This is a genomic window from Streptomyces sp. NPDC054813 (assembly GCF_053611365.1).
Window position 1 is genome coordinate 143,084 of the sequence record NZ_JBSHAF010000011.1, and the last position, 17,272, is coordinate 160,355.

At 69.8% G+C, this 17,272-nt stretch carries 16 protein-coding genes; 8 read left to right on the plus strand and 8 right to left on the minus strand.

What is annotated here, in order from left to right:
• Positions 1 to 133 precede the first annotated feature (133 nt).
• Positions 134 to 430 (minus strand): (2Fe-2S)-binding protein, encoded by a 297-nt coding sequence (locus ACWGJB_RS23445; protein ID WP_351317863.1) that lies wholly within the window; start codon positions 428 to 430, stop codon positions 134 to 136.
• Between the two features lie 302 nt (positions 431 to 732).
• On the opposite strand from ACWGJB_RS23445, the gene ACWGJB_RS23450 reads away from it, so the two are divergent.
• Genes ACWGJB_RS23450 through ACWGJB_RS23465 form a run of 4 tightly spaced genes read left to right on the plus strand, consistent with a single transcriptional unit; the run spans position 733 to position 3,186 of the window.
• Positions 733 to 1,770: a helix-turn-helix transcriptional regulator gene (locus ACWGJB_RS23450; protein ID WP_453382071.1), complete on the plus strand. Its 1,038-nt coding sequence runs from the start codon at positions 733 to 735 to the stop codon at positions 1,768 to 1,770.
• Positions 1,767 to 2,024: a hypothetical protein gene (locus tag ACWGJB_RS23455; RefSeq protein ID WP_453382072.1), complete on the plus strand. Its 258-nt coding sequence runs from the start codon at positions 1,767 to 1,769 to the stop codon at positions 2,022 to 2,024. The genes ACWGJB_RS23450 and ACWGJB_RS23455 overlap by 4 nt, the downstream gene beginning before the upstream one ends.
• On the plus strand, positions 2,024 to 2,209 hold the full coding sequence (locus ACWGJB_RS23460) for a hypothetical protein (protein WP_453382073.1): 186 nt from the start codon (positions 2,024 to 2,026) through the stop codon (positions 2,207 to 2,209). The genes ACWGJB_RS23455 and ACWGJB_RS23460 overlap by 1 nt, the downstream gene beginning before the upstream one ends.
• Positions 2,206 to 3,186, plus strand: a complete 981-nt coding sequence (locus ACWGJB_RS23465; protein WP_453382074.1) for a LuxR C-terminal-related transcriptional regulator — start codon at positions 2,206 to 2,208, stop codon at positions 3,184 to 3,186. The genes ACWGJB_RS23460 and ACWGJB_RS23465 overlap by 4 nt, the downstream gene beginning before the upstream one ends.
• Here the strand turns inward: ACWGJB_RS23465 and ACWGJB_RS23470 are convergent.
• On the minus strand, positions 3,149 to 4,201 hold the full coding sequence (locus ACWGJB_RS23470) for a LuxR C-terminal-related transcriptional regulator (protein WP_453382075.1): 1,053 nt from the start codon (positions 4,199 to 4,201) through the stop codon (positions 3,149 to 3,151). The genes ACWGJB_RS23465 and ACWGJB_RS23470 overlap by 38 nt on opposite strands.
• 393 nt (positions 4,202 to 4,594) lie before the next feature.
• Between ACWGJB_RS23470 and ACWGJB_RS23475 the strand changes: the two genes are divergently transcribed.
• From ACWGJB_RS23475 to ACWGJB_RS23485, 3 genes are read left to right on the plus strand one after another with little or no spacing between them, the layout of a single operon-like run.
• Complete coding sequence (locus ACWGJB_RS23475; protein ID WP_453382076.1) at positions 4,595 to 6,142, plus strand: circularly permuted type 2 ATP-grasp protein; 1,548 nt, start codon at positions 4,595 to 4,597, stop codon at positions 6,140 to 6,142.
• On the plus strand, positions 6,139 to 7,071 hold the full coding sequence (locus tag ACWGJB_RS23480; protein WP_453382077.1) for an alpha-E domain-containing protein: 933 nt from the start codon (positions 6,139 to 6,141) through the stop codon (positions 7,069 to 7,071). Before ACWGJB_RS23475 ends, ACWGJB_RS23480 begins: the two co-directional genes overlap by 4 nt.
• 1 nt (position 7,072) lies before the next feature.
• The gene (locus ACWGJB_RS23485; RefSeq protein ID WP_453382078.1) at positions 7,073 to 7,915 is read left to right on the plus strand and encodes a transglutaminase family protein; all 843 of its coding nucleotides are present in this window, start codon (positions 7,073 to 7,075) and stop codon (positions 7,913 to 7,915) included.
• A gap of 60 nt (positions 7,916 to 7,975) precedes the next feature.
• On the opposite strand, the gene ACWGJB_RS23490 is transcribed toward ACWGJB_RS23485, so the two are convergent.
• Positions 7,976 to 9,088 carry a sugar ABC transporter substrate-binding protein gene (locus ACWGJB_RS23490; RefSeq protein WP_453382079.1) on the minus strand — a complete coding sequence of 371 codons (1,113 nt, stop codon included), beginning with the start codon at positions 9,086 to 9,088 and terminating at the stop codon, positions 7,976 to 7,978.
• Between the two features lie 294 nt (positions 9,089 to 9,382).
• On the opposite strand from ACWGJB_RS23490, the gene ACWGJB_RS23495 reads away from it, so the two are divergent.
• The gene (locus ACWGJB_RS23495) at positions 9,383 to 11,800 is read left to right on the plus strand and encodes a PA14 domain-containing protein (RefSeq protein ID WP_453382080.1); all 2,418 of its coding nucleotides are present in this window, start codon (positions 9,383 to 9,385) and stop codon (positions 11,798 to 11,800) included.
• Positions 11,801 to 11,858: 58 nt separating this feature from the next.
• On the opposite strand, the gene ACWGJB_RS23500 is transcribed toward ACWGJB_RS23495, so the two are convergent.
• From ACWGJB_RS23500 to ACWGJB_RS23520, 5 genes are all read right to left on the minus strand, one after another.
• A complete protein-coding gene (locus tag ACWGJB_RS23500; RefSeq protein WP_362574813.1) occupies positions 11,859 to 12,320 on the minus strand; it encodes a heat shock protein transcriptional repressor HspR in 462 nt (153 codons plus the stop codon).
• Between the two features lie 5 nt (positions 12,321 to 12,325).
• A complete protein-coding gene (gene dnaJ / locus ACWGJB_RS23505; protein WP_453382081.1) occupies positions 12,326 to 13,501 on the minus strand; it encodes a molecular chaperone DnaJ in 1,176 nt (391 codons plus the stop codon).
• A gap of 36 nt (positions 13,502 to 13,537) precedes the next feature.
• Entirely contained in the window at positions 13,538 to 14,194 is a 657-nt protein-coding gene (gene grpE, locus ACWGJB_RS23510; RefSeq protein WP_453382082.1) for a nucleotide exchange factor GrpE, read from the minus strand.
• Entirely contained in the window at positions 14,191 to 16,032 is a 1,842-nt protein-coding gene (gene dnaK, locus ACWGJB_RS23515) for a molecular chaperone DnaK (RefSeq protein WP_453382083.1), read from the minus strand. The genes grpE and dnaK overlap by 4 nt, the downstream gene beginning before the upstream one ends.
• A 94-nt stretch (positions 16,033 to 16,126) precedes the next feature.
• On the minus strand, positions 16,127 to 17,146 hold the full coding sequence (locus ACWGJB_RS23520) for an MraY family glycosyltransferase (protein WP_453382084.1): 1,020 nt from the start codon (positions 17,144 to 17,146) through the stop codon (positions 16,127 to 16,129).
• Positions 17,147 to 17,272 lie beyond the last annotated feature (126 nt).

Genomic DNA, 17,272 nt, shown 5'->3' on the forward strand with positions numbered 1-17,272 from the left:
TTTATTGTCCCCCCCCCTCCCCCCCCCACCCACTCACCCCACCACGCCGCGGCCGCTCCCGTTTTGTCTGTGCCCCCGCCCACCAGCTGCGGGGGGAAGTACCTGAGCGATCTTTTACGACGGGGGAATCGCGTCAGGCACTGCGGGGGGTGGCCGAGATGGTCCTCACGTCCGGGACGTCCGGCTCAGCCAGCCGGTGGTCCCGTTGGTCCAGATTCACAAAAATCATTCCGTACCGGACGGCGCACCGCACGGGCTGCGGCGCACCCCGGGGCTTGCGCAGGCACCGGTAGGCCCGTACGTCCTCGTCCTCGTCCCGCGTGACGACGACCGGCTCACCGAAGACGGTCACCATCAGCGAGTCACCGCTGTGGGGGATGGCGGTGACCAGGTCGATGAAGTGCCAGCCGGAGCGGTAGGCGGTGGCCATTTCACGCCGGAAGGATCGGTCGTCGGGTGGGGTGGTCACGTCAGCTCCCGGTTCCTTCCACGGTGTCCACTGCAACACTCGGCCAGCTGGTATTTGCCCGAACGTCACCCTTCGCGTCGACAGCACCACTCCACGCAACAAGGGCCGCGACGATGGAGCAGGCGGCGACAAGCACCGACCGAAGCAATTTCCCGCGCATGTTCGGCTTCGTCCTCACTTGAAGGTCCCTGCTCCTTCGTCTTGTACGACGATGGCTCATTCGGGCACGTCGTGGCCACACAATCAATGCATCATGTTCCTGCATGTTCAGGACCCTGGGGGGTGGAGATTTGATAACGAATCAGACAAAGGAGACGCATCCCCACGCAGTGACAGAACTGTGTGAGGACGGTGCCCGCATCTACTCCACAGCTCTGCGCGCGGGACGCGTCGCGCGTAGGGATGTGGAGGCTGTCCCCTGCCTGATGGAGTTCGCCCTGCTCCACCCGGATCCGGACGACCCCGACTGGCTGCGTCCGGTGCCCCCTGCGGTGGCTCTGGCAAGGCGGCTCGGCCCTCTCGAACACGAGATCTCCGAGCGTCGGCGTCTGTCGACCGAGTTGGCCGAGACATTCGAGCCCTTCATGACGCTCAGCACACAGGTCATGGCGACCAGCGACTCGATCGCCGTCCTCGAAGGCGGCGAACGTATCAACGCGGCGCTCAACCTGGCGACAGCACAGTGCCAGACGGAGGTGCTCAGCGTCCATCCGAGCGAACGCGTCTCCGAGCGCAACGTGCTGCGCGGAATGGAGCGTGACCGGCCTCTCATCGAGCGAGGGGTCCGTATCCGCACCCTGTACCAGCACACGGCCAGGCACAACCCGGAAAAGCTGGCCTACGCCGCCTATCTCGCGGACGGCAAGGCGGAGTACCGCACGATCGACGAAGTCGTGGAGCGCCTGATCATCTGCGACGAGACGGTCGCCTTCATCCCCATCCGGGACGACCAGCAGGTCGCACTCGAAGTACGCCACCCCGGCCTCGTTCGCTATCTGATCAAGGTCTTCGAGTTCATGTGGAGCCGCGCGGTGCCCCTGAACATCGACGGGCCGTACGAAGCGGCACCCGACGGCATCACAGAGATTCAGCATTCCATCGCGAAGCTGCTGGTGGAGGGCCATGTCGACGAGGCCATCGCCCGCCGGCTCGGCATGAACGTCCGCACCTGCCGCGCCCATATCGCCAAGCTGGCCCAGGCACTGGGCAGTGGCAGCCGTGCCCAACTCGGGTACCTGATCGCACAGTCGGGGATTCTGAACAGTGGCAGCCCTCCCGCCGGTCCGGAGGGCGATCGGTGACCCCGGAGGCAACTCCCCCGCCACCGCATCCGAATCACGCCGTCGCCAAGTTGGGCGAGGCCGGTGCCGGGCTGTACGAGCAGGCGCTACGCCAGGGCCACATGGACGCCGCCACGTCCGCCAGGTCTTCCTGCCTGGTCGAGACCGGGCTCGCGGATGCCCACCGCCGCGACAGCCTCCTGGTGGACACGTTCGAGCCCCTGCTCCGGCTGGACCACAACCCGATCGCCGACACCGGCACCGGCTTCCGCTGATGCGGCTCCACACCGGCACGGCGCGCATCAACGACGCCCTCACCAGCGCCATGTCCGAGGGGGACCAGGAACTGCTCTGCCTCCACCTGGCCAAGCTCGCCACCACCCTCGGCTGCGACAGCCACGCCCAGCTCTGCTGCCTCATCGGCCGGTCAGGAATCCTCAAGCCGGAGGCAGGTCCATGACCCACTACGAACACAGTGTCGAGGAGCTGTGCCCGACCGGGACGAAGCTGTACGAACGCGCCGTGCGCGTGGGCGGCATCAGCACCGCGGATGCCGTGGACGCGCCCTGCCTCACCGACTTCGGCCTCCTCCACCCGGCCCTGGACGACCCCGGCCGGCTGGAGCCCGTCGCCCCCGCCGCAGCCCTCACCCGGCTCCTGCGCGGCGCCCGCGCCCGCGTCGCCGCCGAATGGCGACTGGAGGAGCGGCTGGTGGATCTGTTCGAACCACTGACGCACATCGAAGGCCAGACCGGCGCGACGACGGACTCCCCAGCGCTACGCCTGCTCAGCGGCACCCGGCGGATCAACGAGGCCATCGGCGAGGCCATGCCGGACGCCCAGCGGGAGGTCCGCTGCGTCCAGCCCCACGCGGGTATGGTCGGCGAGCGCGGCGAGATCGCCAACTCGACCTCCTTCGCACGCGACCAGGCCTTCCTCGAGCGAGGGGGCAGCATCCGGGTCCTCATCCAGCACTCCATGGTCCATCTGCCGGGTGTCCTGGCCTACAACGAGATACTGACCGGCGACAACGAGGTACGCGGTCTGGACGAGTCCCCGGACCGGCTGATCGTCATCGACCGCACCGTCGCCTTCATCCCGGCGGGCGAAGACGGCAGCCTCGCCCTCGAAATCCGCCAGCCCTCCCTGGTCACCTACCTGGCCACGGTCTTCGATCGCCTCTGGCGACTGGCCGCCCCCGTCTACCCGCACCGCGAACAACGCCCCACCGTCAACGGCATCACCCCCCGCCAGCAGGCCATCGCCGCCCTGCTCGTCGAAGGCCACACCGACGCCGTCATCGCCGAACGCCTCGGCATGAACATCCGCACCGCCCGCGTCCACATCGCCAAGCTCGCCACCACCCTCGGCAGCGAAAGCCGCGCCCAGCTCGGCTACCTCATCGGACGCTCGGGGATCCTTGATCAGGAAGGCTGACCCCGGCCGGCGCCCCGCTCGCCCCACCCGGCGGCCGGTCCAGACCCACCTGCGCTATCCGCACGCCCAGTTGGGTACGGCTGGCCGCGCCCAGCGTCTCGGAGAGGCGGGCGATGTGGGCACGGCAGGTACGGACGCTGATGCCCAGGCGTTCGGCGATCACCGCATCCTGGTGGCCCTCCGCAAGGAGCGCAGCAATGGATTGCTCCCTGTGCGAGATGCCCTCGATACCGGTGTCGGGAAGCGGGGCGGTGAGGGGGATCGCGAGGCGCCACAGGCGTTCGAAGACGGTGACGAAGTACTCGACCAGGGCGGGGTGGCGCAGCTCCAGGGCCATCGTGCGGTCGGCGTTGGCGGGGATGAAGGCGACCGTGCGGTCGAAGAGGATGAGGCGGTCGATGACCTCGTCGAGCGTCCGGGCCTCCACCGCGTCGCCCATCAGCTCCAGGTAGTTGAGCAGGCCCTGGCCGTGCCGGGCGACATGGGTGTACAGGTCCCGCATGCGCACGCCCCGGCCGCGCAGGGCGACCGCCCGGTGCAGTCCCTCGGTCAGCTCCGACTCACGGCGGATACCGCCCGGCTGCACGGTCAGCACCTCACTGGTGCACGCCTCCGTCGCCTCGTCCATCGCCGCCTGGATCCGTGACAGCCCGTCCAGGACCCGGATCGCCGCCGTGCCCTCGGCGGAGGCCGACGCGACCTGCAACTGCCGTCCCAGACCGGCGTACCACTCGAAGGCCGCGACCGCCGAGCCCACCCGCCGCTGGCTGTCGGTGACCTCGTCGTAGACCCCGCGCAGCAGCCGGGTCATGACCTCCTGCGGGGAGGTCGGCACCAGCCAGTCCATGTCGTCGGGGTCCGGGTGCAGCAGCGCCAGCTCCAGCAGACAGGGCACCGCGTCGGCGTCCGTGCGCGGTACCCGGCCCCGGCGCACGGCACGGGAATACACGCGATCCCCGGCGGCGCACAGTCGGTCGGCACCGTGTGGATGCTTGTCCGTCCCGTGCCCGGCCATCGCCCATTCCACCCCCGGTTTGCTGCCTCTTCCGCAGCGCAACTATGAGCGGTCCGGACCGGGTCCGCAACACGGCTCTCCTCGCACCGGGCGTCGTAATCCACGCATACGCCCCGCTATCTCCCGGCCTCCGCAGCCCGCACTGCAACAAGATGACGGTGTTGATGGAGGGGCCGGAGGGGCATCGTGGACACCGCTTCCCACGGGTGTTCGCCGGACACCCGGAGGGGCCCCGGTCCGGCCGCCCCCGATCGGCTCCGGGGCCCCCGCAACGCGCCCACGGGGGAGGCGCGTTGCGGGAGGGCCGCTCGCGGGCACGTACGCGGAGGACCTGGCGAATCCCCGAAATCCGCCGGTGATCACCGCGTTACGTGCCCGCTCTAACGTCCCTTCATGGCGGACATATTTGACGCGTACGCGTTGGCCGACGCGTGGGACGAGATGTTTGTGCGGCCGGGTGAGGTCAGGACCGCCTACGAGCCGGTACTGGCGGCACTCCAGCCGATCGAGCCGAGTGAACTGCGCTTCCGGGCCGACCAGATGGCCCGTGCCTTCACCGACCGCGGTGTGACCTACGCCTTCGCGGGCGAGGAGCGGCCCTGGCCGCTGGACCTGGTGCCCAGGATCCTCGACGCCCTGGAATGGGATCTCGTACGAAGAGGCGTCGCCCAGCGTGTCAGAGCCCTGGAAGCCTACCTCGCGGACGCCTACGGGCACGCCCGGGCCTTCGAGGACGGGGTGGTGCCCTGGCGACTGCTGCTGTCCTCGCCCCACTTCCACCGGGCGGCGCACGCGGTGGAACCCCCCGGCGGGGTACGCATCCACGTGGCCGGAATCGACCTGGTGCGGGACGAGGCCGGCGAGTTCCGGGTCCTCGAGGACAACGTACGGGTGCCGAGCGGGGTGTCGTACGTCATCGAGAACCGGCGGGCGATGACCCGGATCCTCCCCTCGCTCTTCGCCGAGCAGCACGTGCTGCCGGTCGACGGGTACGCCGGTCGACTGCTCGCCGCGCTGCGCGCCGCCGCGCCCGGCGGGGCGGCGAGCGACCCCCGGGTCGTGGTGCTCACCCCGGGGCCCGGCAACGCGGCCTACTTCGAACACGCCCTGCTGGCCCGCCTGATGGGCGTGCAGCTGGTCGAGGGCCACGACCTGGTGTGCCGCAACAACCGGGTGTGGATGCGGACGACCCGCGGCGAGGTGCCCGTGCACGTCGTATACCGGCGCCTCGACGACGACTTCCTCGACCCGCTCCATTTCCGCCCCGACTCGGTGATCGGCTGCCCCGGCATCCTGAACGCCGCCATCGCCGGTCACGTCACACTCGCGAACGCCGTGGGCAACGGCATCGCGGACGACAAACTGCTCTACACATACGTCCCCGACCTCATCCGCTACTACCTCGGCGAGGAACCGATTCTCCCCAATGTGGAGTCCTACCGACCTGATGAACCGGGCCAGTTGGCGGCGGTCCTGGACCAGCTCGACCAGCTGGTCGTGAAGCCCGTCGACGGCGCCGGCGGACAGGGCATCGTGATCGGGCCGAAGGCCGACGCCGAGACCCTGGAACGCACTCGCAAAGCCGTCATCGCCGACCCGCGCGGCTTCATCGCCCAGCGTCCGGTCGCCCTCTCCACCTCCCCCACCCTCGCGGGTGAACGCATGGCACCCCGCCACATTGACCTGCGCCCGTTCGCCGTGAACGACGGCGACGACATCTGGGTGCTGCCCGGCGGACTGACCCGGGTCGCCCTCCAGGAGGGCAACCTGATCGTCAACTCCAGCCAGGGCGGCGGCTCCAAGGACACCTGGGTGCTGGCCGAGGGCCCCGCCGAGCGGCCCGCGCCCGCCCCGGCCGGCGCGGTCCCGGAGATCGCCCCGCGCCGCCTGGGCCCCGACGGCACCCGTCCCGACGTACCGGAAGGAGCGCACCAGCAGTGAGCGACGTGATCCTGTCCCGTATCGCCGAGGCACTGACCTGGACCGGACGGTACGTCGAGCGCGCCGACGCCACCGGCCGCATCCTCGACGCCTACCTGCACCGGATGCTGGAGGACCCCTGGCGCGACGAGGACACCGCCTGCCGGTCGCTGTACGCGATCCTCGGTGTCGACGCCGGCCCGGAGCCCGTGGACATGCAGCAGGTCCTGGAGCAACTCGCCTTCGACGCCCGCTCGACGGGCGCGATCGAGGGGGCCCTGGGCGGCGCCCGCCGGAACGCGCGCAGCGCCCGTGAGGCCGTCTCCTCCGAGATGTGGGAGTGCCTCAACTCCACCTGGCACGCCCTGGCCGGGCAGCGCCTGGCGGCCCGCCGCACCGGCCCGTACTCCTACCTGGAGCTGGTACGGCGCCGGGCCGCCCTCTTCTTCGGCCTCGCCGACTCCACCATGAGCCGCGACGACAGCTGGCGGTTCGTCGTCCTCGGCCGCAGCCTGGAGCGGGTGGACATGACCGTACGGCTGCTGTCGGTGCGCGTGCTGGACGCGGCGCACGCGCCGGACTGGCCGACGCTGCTCAGCGCGAGCGGCGCCGACGAGGCCTACGCGCGGGTGCACAGCGGGTTCGGGGACACCCCGAGAGTGGCCGGGTTCCTGCTCCTGGACCGGGACTTCCCGCGCTCGGTGCTGCACGCCCTGACCACGGCGGAGGAGTGTCTGGCCGCGCTCGGCCGGCCGCGCCAGGATCCGGCGCGGTCGCCGGTCGGGCGGCTGCGGACCCGCCTGGAGTACCTGGACACGCACACCCTGGAGGACCAGCTGCCGGTGCTGCTGCGGGATCTGCAGCAGGCCTGCATGGCGTCCGCCGATGCGGTGGCGGAACGGTTCTTCCCGTACCAGGGGCCCGTCGAGTGGGCCCAGGAAGGAGCCTGACATGGCTCGTCGCCTCCGGATCCGGCACGTCACCCGCGTCGCGTACGCCCGGCCCGCGGCCTCCTCGCACAACGAGGTCCGGATGACCCCGCTGACCCTGCCGGGGCAGACCACGCTGGACGCGCGGGTCACCGTCACTCCGGCGACCACCGTCTGGTCGTACTGGGACTACTGGGGGACCCAGGTCACCGGGTTCGATCTGCTGGAGCCGCACGAGGATCTGACCATCACGGCGTCGAGCCTGGTGGAGACCTCGGCGCCGGGGCCGTTGCCGGAGCCGCCGGCCTGGGCGGAGGTGACCGAACGGGCGGGCGGGTCACGCCTGTCGGAGTTCGTGACCGGGACGTCCCGGACGACGGTGCCGAAGAAGCTGGTGAAGAAGGCGCGGGAGGCCGCGGCCGGGCTGGGGCCGCACGAGGCCGCGGCGGCCGTCTCCGGGATGGTGGCCGACCGGGTGACCTACCTGCCGGGGGCGACCAGTGTGAACACGTCACCGGCCGAGGCGTGGGCCCAGCGGGCGGGGGTGTGCCAGGACATCACGCATCTGACGATCGCCCTGCTGCGGGGGCTGGGGCTGCCCGCCCGGTACGTGTCGGGGTATCTGCACCCGGAGCGGGAGGCGGAGCTGCACCGTCCCGTCGCCGGGCAGAGCCATGCCTGGATCGAGTACTGGGCGGGTGACTGGTGCGGCTACGACCCGACGAACCGGGTGCGGGTCGACGAGTCGCACGTGGTGGTGGCCCGGGGGCGGGACTACGACGACGTCCCGCCCCACAAGGGGATCTACCGAGGGGTCCCCGGCGGAGCTCCTGAGGTGACGGTGGAGTTCACCAGGGTCGCTTAGCGGTCCGCGGGCCGGGCGGGGGCCGGTGTGGGCCGGGCCCGCCCGCGGCCGCGGCGGGGCCTACTTGAGGCCCGCCGCCGCGCACGCCGTCTTGTAGTCGGCCGTGCAGATCTGCGAGATCTTGTAGATGCCGTCCGCGACGACGGTGTCCTTGATCTTGCTCTTCGTCACGGCGTTGACCTGCACCAGCTGGGCCGGGATGTTCTTGTTGGTCGGGCTGTCGACCTGGTCCTGGGTGAGCGCGTCGAACTGGATGTCCTTGCCCTGCACCTTGTAGACGGCCATCTGGGCGGCGGCCTCGGCCTCGTCCGGGTAGGGCTTGTAGACGGTCATGTACTGCTCGCCGGCGAGGATCCGCTGGATGGCGTCGAGGTCCGCGTCCTGGCCGGTGACCGGCGGCAGGTTGGTGATGCCGGCCGCCTTGAGGGACTTGATGATCTCGCCCGCCATCGCGTCGTTCGCGGAGTAGACGCCGGCGATGTTGTCCTTGCCGATCGCGTCGACCGCCTTGGTGGTCTCCTTGCCGGCGGTCGGCGGGTCCCAGTCCTTGGTGTCGAACATGGCGTCCTTCGGAATCGTCACCTTGCCGGTCAGCTCGGACAGCGCACCTGTCTTGAACTGCTTGGCGTTCGGGTCCGTGGGCGAGCCGTTGATCATGATGATCTTGTCGGAGGTGTCGACGTTCTGCCCGAGACCCTCCAGGAGGGTACGGGCCTGCACCTCGCCGACCAGCTCGTTGTCGAAGGAGACGTAGGCGTCGATCGGGCCCTCGGCGAGGCGGTCGTAGGCGATGACCGGGATGCCCGCCTCCTTGGCCTTCTTCACCGTGGGCGCGATGGCGTGCGAGTCGACCGAGTCCAGGATGATGACGTCGACCTTGTCGTCGATCATCTTCTGCATCTGCTCGGCCTGCTTGGAGGCGATGGACCCGGCGTTCTCGTACGCGATCCGCCCCTGCTTGTTGGTGAGCTCCGCGATCTTGGCCTTCATGATCGGGTAGTCGAAGTTCCGGTACCGGGTGTTGATGATGTCCGGCATCAGCACCCCCACGGTGATGTCGTTGCCCTTGGTGGGGCTCGCGGTGGTCGACGATCCCGTCGCGTTGAACACGCCGCAGCCGGCGAGCGAGAGGGTCATCGTGGACGCGGCCACAAACATGGCTATACGACGCATTCGGGGGCTCACTTCAGGTGCGTTCCGGACATGGGGCTGCTTGCGACCCAGATGTCTGAAAAGCCAACGCGTACGCCACACCCGGCGTCAAGCGGAACTACTTAACGAGTGCGCAACACTACCCTCCGCTGCACCTGTGAAGGTGAAGCGGAATCGCCTCCAAACACCCTTTACGGACCCTCCATCCAAAGGGAGTTCATGGGCAGGCAAAGATCAGTACAACCAACTCCTTTCCTCATGAGTCGACATCGGTAACGGCCATCTCCGTCGTAACGGAAACGACCAGAGGATCGAATGAAGCCAGCCAGACGCACCGCGGCCGGCGCCGTGGTGCTCGCCACCGCCGGCACCCTGCTCGGCGGCGCCACCGTGTCCGCCTCGGCGGCCACGACGACCTGCACCGCACCGGTCTACAAGCGGCAGCTGTTCGCGAACACCACGTTCAAGGGCACACCGAAGAAGACGGCCTGCGACTCCGCGATCAGCGAGAGCTGGAGCGGCGCCCCCGCTTCCGGCCTGCCGAAGGACAACTTCGGCGTCCGCTGGAGCGTGACCCGCGACTTCGGCTCCGGCGGCCCCTTCGCCCTCGCCGCCTCCGGACTCGACGGCATCCGGGTGTACGTCGACGGCAGTCGCAAGGTCGACCTGTGGAAGAACACGACCAAGACGGTGACCAAGACCGTCAACGTGACGATCCCCAAGGGCCGGCACACCCTGCGGATCGACTACGTCAACTGGACCGGCGCCGCCAAGGTCAGGTTCACGTACACCCCGAGGACCTCGGCCGCCGTCGACAAGGTCAAGCCGCTCGCGCCGAGCGGGACATCGGTCTCGTACGACACGGCCGCCGGCAGGGCGAAGCTCACCTGGTCGAAGAACAAGGAGCTGGACCTCGCCGGGTACCGGGTCTACCGGCGGATCAAGGGCGGCTCCTTCGGCAGCAAGCCGCTGGCCACGACCGCCTCCGCCACCTACACCGACACCCCGCCGAAGACCGGCGCCACCTACTACTACGAGGTCCGCGCCCACGACAAGGCGGGCAACCAGTCCCCCGGCAGCGCCGACCTGGGCGTCACGACCCCCGACAAGACCCCGCCGGCCGCGCCGTTCGTCGAGATGGACGGGTGCCCGTCCGACCAGCCCTACGCGGCCCCGGAACTCGTCACGACCGCGGAGAACGCGGCGGACATCGCGTGGTACGAGATGCAGCGACGGAACCCCGTCACCGGCGCTTGGACCACCGTGTACACCGGCGCCAAGGGCGCCGTCTGCGACACCGGTTACCCGGCCGACGGCAGCAAGGTGACCTACCGGGGCCGGGCCCGCGACGCCGCCGGGAACTGGTCGGTGTACTCGGCCGCCACCACGTTCACCACCAGCGACCTGACGCCTCCGGCGACCGCGGCCGACGCCCGGTCCGGGTACCGCTCGGGCGTGCCCCACCTGGTGTGGTCCCCGGTCGACGGCGCCGCCTCCTACCAGGTCCTCCAGTACGACCCGGCGACCGGCGGCTATGTCGACGCCCTGCCCGGCACCGGCACCGCCGTCCACACCACGAAGGACACCGACGTCGTCCCGCTCCAGCAACTCGCGGTCGCCGACAGCTACCGGTACGCGGTGCGCTCGGTGGACGCGCAGGGCAACGCGGCCGCCCCGGTGGAGGTCACGCTGACGATGGCGGACCGCACCGAGGCCGTCCCCGCCTTCCGGACCACCGCGAACCGGTTCGACGAGGGCGTGATGGTCGAGTGGAGCAGCGCAGACCCGTGGACCTTCGGCGAGGACCGGCCGCTGCTCACCTACCGGATCGTCCGCACCGACAAGGCGACCGGCGTCAGCAGCACCGTGACCGGGTGTAAGCCGAACAGCTCGCAGGACCTGCCGCTGGCGGATCCCGAGACGTATTGGACCTGGTCCGACGACGACGCCCCCGCGTACGCCGGGGACCGGCAGATCAACGGCCTCTGCTGGGACGTCTCCGGCGCGTCCGAGACGACGTACGACTACACGGTCGTGACGATCGACCCGTACGGCCATGAGTCGCGGCCCGGTCCGGCCGCCACGGCGACCACGCCGGACACCGTGCGCCCGGCTCCGGTGGAGAACCTGACGGCCGAACCCGTCCCCCTGGGCGTCCGCCTGACCTGGACACCGCCCGCCGACGACGACGTCACCGAGTACTACGTATGGCAGGGCATGACCGACCCGGACACCGGCGAGACGGTCTGGAAGAAGAACTGCTGGACCTCGAACTCCGCAGCCACCGGGATCCTCTGCCCGACCGTCCCCGACGGCGCCACCCACGTCTACCGCGTGGCCGCCGCGGACGGTTTCCACCTGTACGAGAACGAGGGCCCCGACTTCTTCCACACCACCACCGTCTCGGTCGCCCTGCCCGACACCCGGCCGCCCGGCTGGACAAAGACCGAGATCCGTGCGGACCGTTACCCGGAGCTGTACGTGAACTGCTCCGCGAGCTCCGGCCTCGGCGACTGCTCCCGGTTCGCCGCCTACCGCGTGGAGCGCTGGGACCCGGCCGCGGCCGCCTACGTCACCCTGTCCGAGGGCCCTACGGGCAACACCGCGTACTACATGGACACCACGGTGGCCGGGGACTCGCTGGGCCTCTACTACTACCGCGTCGTCCGCCTGGACGCCTCGGGCGCCGAGGCGTCGGTCACCTCGACGGCTTACGGCATCTGGGACTACTGACCACATGACGAAAGGGGCCCGGAGGACATGTCCTCCGGGCCCCTTCGCGCAGGTACCGCTAGTCCTTGGCCTTCTTCGGCCGCCACACCACCAGCGCGCTGGTCTGCTGGACCTCCTGGTACGGGACCAGGTCACGGCGGTACGAGGCGTGTACCGCCGCTTCGCGCTGGCGCATCGCGGCCGCCGCGCCGTCCAGGGCCGCTTCCATCTCGGCCACGCGGGCCTGGAGCGCGGCGACCTGGTTCTCCAGTTCGATGATGCGCTTGATGCCGGCCAGGTTGATGCCCTCGTCCTGCGACAACGCCTGCACCTGGCGGAGCAGTTCGATGTCGCGGGCCGAGTAGCGCCGGCCCCGCCCGGCCGTGCGGTCCGGGGAGACCAGGCCCAGGCGGTCGTACTGGCGCAGCGTCTGCGGGTGCAGTCCGGAGAGCTGGGCCGCCACCGAGATGACGTAGACCGGGGTCTCCTCGGTCAGTTCATAAGGTCCCCGAAAATTGTCACTGCGTCGACGGCCGTCCATCTCTGTCATGCTCCCTTCGCGGCCTCGAACAGCTCGGCCCGCGGGTCCTCGTCCGCGGTCGCCTCGCGATACGCCTCCAGCGCGTCACGAGCATTCCCCGACAGGTCCTTCGGGACACTCACCTCGACGGTGACCAACAGGTCGCCGCGGGTGCCGTCCTTGCGGACCGCGCCCTTGCCACGGGCGCGCATGGTACGGCCGTTGGGCGTGCCCGGGGGCAGCTTCAGGGTGACCGGCGGGCCGCCCAGGGTGGGCACCCTGACCTCGCCGCCGAGCGCCGCCTCGGTGAAGGTCACCGGGACGGTCACCGTGAGGTTGTCCTCCTTGCGGCCGAACACCGGGTGGGTGTCGACGTGGACCATGACGTACAGGTCGCCCGCCGGACCGCCGCGCTCGCCCGGTGCGCCCTTGCCGCGCAGCCGGATCCGCTGGCCGTCGGTCACCCCGGCGGGGATGCGGACCTGCATGGTCCGGGACGACTTGGCGCGGCCGCTGCCCTTGCAGTCGAGGCAGGGGTGCTCCGCGATCAGGCCGCGGCCCTTGCAGTCCGGGCAGGGGTCGGTGAGCGAGAAGCCGCCTCCGGATCCCCGCGCCACCTGGCCGGTGCCGACACAGGTCGGGCACACGCGCGGTGTACCGTTCTTGTCGCCGGTGCCCGAACAGGCCTTGCAGGGGGCCTGCGAGGACATCCGCAGCGGGACCGTGGCGCCCTCGATTGCCTCCGTGAAGCTGAGCGTGACCTCGGACTCGATGTCCTGGCCGCGCCGGGGCTGGGTGCGCGTGCCCGCGCCGCCGCCCCGGTTGAACAAGCCCCCCAGGACGTCGCCGAAACCGCCGCCGAAACCGCCCCCGCCCTGCTGTTGCGCGTTGCCCCCGAAGAGGTCGCCCAGGTCGAAGTTGAAGTTGCCGCCGCCCGCGCCCGGCCCCGGGCGGAAGCCGCCGTTGCCGAAGAGGGCGCGTGCCTCGTCGTACTCCTTGCGCTTCTTGGGGTCGCCGAGGATGTCGTTCGCCTCGGAGATCTCCTTGAAGCGCTCCTCGGCCTTGGCGTTGCCCTTGTTGGCGTCCGGGTGGAACTCGCGGGCGAGCTTCCGGTACGCCTTCTTGATCTCGGCCTCGGTGGCGTCCTTGGGGACGCCGAGGACCTTGTAGTAGTCCTTCTCGATGAAGTCCTTGGTGCTCATCCCCGACGCCCCTCCTTCCGCTCGGTCCTTATTACGTCAGCCCTCCTCAGGGCCGTTGTCCTTCTCGTCGCCCGCCGCGGGGGCCTCGTCGGTCCCCTCGGCCTTCGCCGGCGTCGCTCCCGGCTGCGGTTCGGCGACCGCCACCCGCGCGGGGCGGATGGTGCGCTCGCCGAAGCGATACCCGGGCTGCAGAATCGCCACGCACGTCGTCTCGGTGACGTCCGGCGCGTAGCTGTGCATCAGCGCCTCGTGGATCGTCGGGTCGAAGGGCTCGCCCTCCTTGCCGAACTGCTGGAGTCCCATCTTCGCCGCGACCGTTTCGAGCGATTCGGCCACCGACTTGAAACCGCCGACCAGTTCACCGTGTTCCCGGGCGCGGCCGATGTCGTCGAGCACCGGCAGGAGTTCGGTCAGGAGGTTCGAGATGGCGATCTCCCGGACCGTGATCCGGTCGCGCTCCACTCGCCGGCGGTAGTTCTGGTACTCGGCCTGGAGGCGCTGGAGGTCCGCGGTGCGCTCGCCGAGCGCGGTGCGCACCTGGTCCAGCTGTGCCGTCAGACCGGCCAGTTGTGCGTTTGCGTCCCCGGCCGGGGCCGCCCCCTGTGCGGGAGCGGCCTTCGGCTCGGCGTCGTCGGAGGTGGCGCCGGAGGGGACGTCGGGCTTCTCCTCGAAGCCCGGGGTCTCCTCCGTCACGCGGCACCGTCCTTGCGCTCGTCGTCGACGATCTCGGCGTCCACCACGTCGTCGGCGTCACCGGCGGCCGCACCGGCAGGACCGCCGGCGGTGGCCTGCGAGGCCTGGGCGTCGGCGTACATGGCCTGGCCCAGCTTCTGGGAGACGGCCGCGACCTTCTCGGTGGCGGTGCGGATCTCGGCGGTGTCCTCGCCCTTGAGCGTCTCCTTCAGCTCGGCGATGGACTCCTCGACCTCGGTCTTGATCTCGCCCGGGACCTTGTCCTCGTTGTCCTTGAGGAACTTCTCGGTCTGGTAGACGAGCTGCTCGCCCTGGTTACGGGTCTCGGCGGCCTCGCGGCGGCGGTGGTCCTCCTCCGCGTACTGCTCGGCCTCCTGGCGCATCCGGTCGACCTCGTCCTTCGGCAGCGAGGAGCCGCCGGTGACGGTCATCTTCTGCTCCTTGCCCGTGCCGAGGTCCTTGGCCGTGACGTGCATGATGCCGTTGGCGTCGATGTCGAAGGCGACCTCGATCTGCGGGACACCGCGCGGGGCCGGCGGCAGACCGGTCAGCTCGAACATGCCGAGCTTCTTGTTGTACGCCGCGATCTCGCGCTCGCCCTGGTAGACCTGGATCTGGACGGAGGGCTGGTTGTCCTCGGCGGTGGTGAAGATCTCGGACCGCTTGGTCGGGATCGTCGTGTTCCGCTCGATGAGCTTGGTCATGATGCCGCCCTTGGTCTCGATACCGAGGGACAGCGGGGTCACGTCGAGGAGCAGGACGTCCTTGACCTCACCCTTGAGGACACCGGCCTGGAGGGCGGCGCCGATGGCGACGACCTCGTCCGGGTTGACGCCCTTGTTGGCGTCCTTGCCGCCGGTCAGCTCCTTGACGAGCTCGGCCACGGCGGGCATACGGGTGGAGCCGCCGACGAGGACGACGTGGTCGATCTCGCCGAGCTGGATGCCGGCGTCCTTGATGACGTTGTGGAACGGCGTCTTGCAGCGCTCCAGGAGGTCCGCGGTCAGCTGCTGGAACTGGGCGCGGGTGAGCTTCTCGTCGAGGTGCAGGGGGCCCTCGGCGGAGGCGGTGATGTAGGGCAGGTTGATCGAGGTCTCGGTGGAGCTGGACAGCTCGATCTTGGCCTTCTCGGCGGCCTCGCGGAGGCGCTGGAGAGCCATCTTGTCCTTGCCGAGGTCCACGCCGTGGCCGGCCGCGAACTGCTTGACCAGGTAGTCGACGACGCGCTGGTCCCAGTCGTCACCACCGAGGTGGTTGTCGCCGTTGGTGGCCTTCACCTCGACGACGCCGTCGCCGATCTCCAGGAGGGACACGTCGAAGGTGCCGCCACCGAGGTCGAAGACGAGGATCGTCTGGTCGTCCTTGTCGAGGCCGTACGCCAGCGCGGCGGCGGTGGGCTCGTTGACGATGCGCAGGACGTTCAGACCGGCGATCTCGCCGGCCTCCTTCGTCGCCTGGCGCTCGGAGTCGTTGAAGTAGGCCGGGACGGTGATGACCGCGTCGGTCACCTTCTCACCCAGGTAGGCCTCCGCGTCCCGCTTCAGCTTCTGCAGGATGAACGCGGAGATCTGCTGCGGGTTGAAGTCCTTCCCGTCCAGCTGGATCTTCCAGTCGGTGCCCATGTGACGCTTCACGGACCGGATGGTGCGGTCCACGTTGGTGACCGCCTGACGCTTGGCGACCTCGCCGACCAGAACCTCGCCGTTCTTGGCGAAGGCGACGACGGACGGCGTGGTCCGGGCACCCTCGGCGTTGGTGATGACGGTGGGCTCGCCGCCTTCAAGAACGCTGACGACAGAGTTAGTCGTGCCCAGGTCGATGCCGACCGCACGTGCCATGGTGATTTCCTCCAGCTGACTTGAGTGGAACGGACTCAAGTGTGCATCAAGCCTGGCCATGGGTCAACAGACCTGAGTCGTCCAGACTCAACTCTTATCCGCTCCTTACACGCAAGTGCCCGCTGACCTGCGTGGATTCCAGACGTCGGGGCCCATACACCGACACCCGAAGGAGTAGCAGCACGACGCTGACGGTGACGCAGGCGACGCATGTGGCGCCTGTCCGCCCGACCCAGCCGCCATGCACGAGCACCCCCACGAGCACCCCCGCGAAGGCTCCGGCGCCGAGGACGACGGTCGCGCCCGGCGGGGTGAGCCCGAGCCGCCGCAGCCGGTGGGCGAGATGGTCGGGCCCGCGCCGCAGCACCGGCCGCCCGGCGAGCAGCCGCGACAGCACGACGAGCAGGACGTCGGCGCTCGCGACGGCGGTGAGCGCGAACAGCACGCCCGCGCTGGCGCCGGGGTCGTACCCGGTCCGGGTGATCAGCGCGGCCGCGGCCAGCACGAACCCGGCGAAGAGCGAGCCGGTGGCGCCCAGCGCGATCCGCGCGGGATGCCAGTTGTGCATCAGGAACCCGGTGAGCGCGGCCGCGAGCACGCTCAGCAGCACGGCCAGCCCGTCCATGACCTCGGCGGCGGCACAGGCCCCCACCCCGAAGGCGGTGATCACCCCCACGGTCCCGGCCAGCCCGTCCGCGTGGTCGAGCCCCTTGAAGGCGACGGCGACGAAGGCGATCCATCCGACCCCGAGCACCCCTTCGACCACCCCGAACTCCCCGTACGGCACCACACACGCGGCCGCCACCGCCGTACCGATCAGCAGGAACCGGGTCTTCAGCCGCCACACGTCGGCGACCAGCCCGAGCAGCGACACGGCTCCCCCGGCGATCAGCAGCTCCCCGACCCCGGTACCGAGCGGGGCGACCCCGCTCCAGTCGCCGGCACCGGCGACCAGACAGGTGGCACCCACGACGGCGAACCCGCCGAGCACCGGGACGGGGCGCGCCCGCCGGCGGTCGACGAGCCCCAGCCGCAGCGCGAGCGGCCGGATCAGCGCGGCGAGGACGGCGGCGAGCAGCAGGGCGGTGGTGGCGGCGGCGATCCCGTAGAGCACAGGTCTAAATTAGACCTAAATGTAACAATTCCTTACGAGTAACACGAATAACACGATCACTTTGCCACCGCAAGGCGGCGGCAGGTCAGGCACACCTCAGCGATTCAGATCACCCCGCACCTGACT

What these genes read in the sequence shown, in the direction of transcription:
- ACWGJB_RS23485 (WP_453382078.1), top strand. Translation starts at nt 7,073, where the DNA reads ATGGCTCGTCGCCTCCGGATCCGGCACGTCACCCGCGTCGCGTACGCC.
- ACWGJB_RS23475 (WP_453382076.1), top strand. Translation starts at nt 4,595, where the DNA reads ATGGCGGACATATTTGACGCGTACGCGTTGGCCGACGCGTGGGACGAG.
- ACWGJB_RS23470 (WP_453382075.1), bottom strand. Translation starts at nt 4,201, where the DNA reads ATGGCCGGGCACGGGACGGACAAGCATCCACACGGTGCCGACCGACTG.
- ACWGJB_RS23495 (WP_453382080.1), top strand. Translation starts at nt 9,383, where the DNA reads ATGAAGCCAGCCAGACGCACCGCGGCCGGCGCCGTGGTGCTCGCCACC.
- ACWGJB_RS23460 (WP_453382073.1), top strand. Translation starts at nt 2,024, where the DNA reads ATGCGGCTCCACACCGGCACGGCGCGCATCAACGACGCCCTCACCAGC.
- ACWGJB_RS23500 (WP_362574813.1), bottom strand. Translation starts at nt 12,320, where the DNA reads ATGGACGGCCGTCGACGCAGTGACAATTTTCGGGGACCTTATGAACTG.
- ACWGJB_RS23450 (WP_453382071.1), top strand. Translation starts at nt 733, where the DNA reads ATGTTCAGGACCCTGGGGGGTGGAGATTTGATAACGAATCAGACAAAG.
- dnaK (WP_453382083.1), bottom strand. Translation starts at nt 16,032, where the DNA reads ATGGCACGTGCGGTCGGCATCGACCTGGGCACGACTAACTCTGTCGTC.
- dnaJ (WP_453382081.1), bottom strand. Translation starts at nt 13,501, where the DNA reads ATGAGCACCAAGGACTTCATCGAGAAGGACTACTACAAGGTCCTCGGC.
- ACWGJB_RS23465 (WP_453382074.1), top strand. Translation starts at nt 2,206, where the DNA reads ATGACCCACTACGAACACAGTGTCGAGGAGCTGTGCCCGACCGGGACG.
- ACWGJB_RS23445 (WP_351317863.1), bottom strand. Translation starts at nt 430, where the DNA reads ATGGCCACCGCCTACCGCTCCGGCTGGCACTTCATCGACCTGGTCACC.
- ACWGJB_RS23490 (WP_453382079.1), bottom strand. Translation starts at nt 9,088, where the DNA reads ATGCGTCGTATAGCCATGTTTGTGGCCGCGTCCACGATGACCCTCTCG.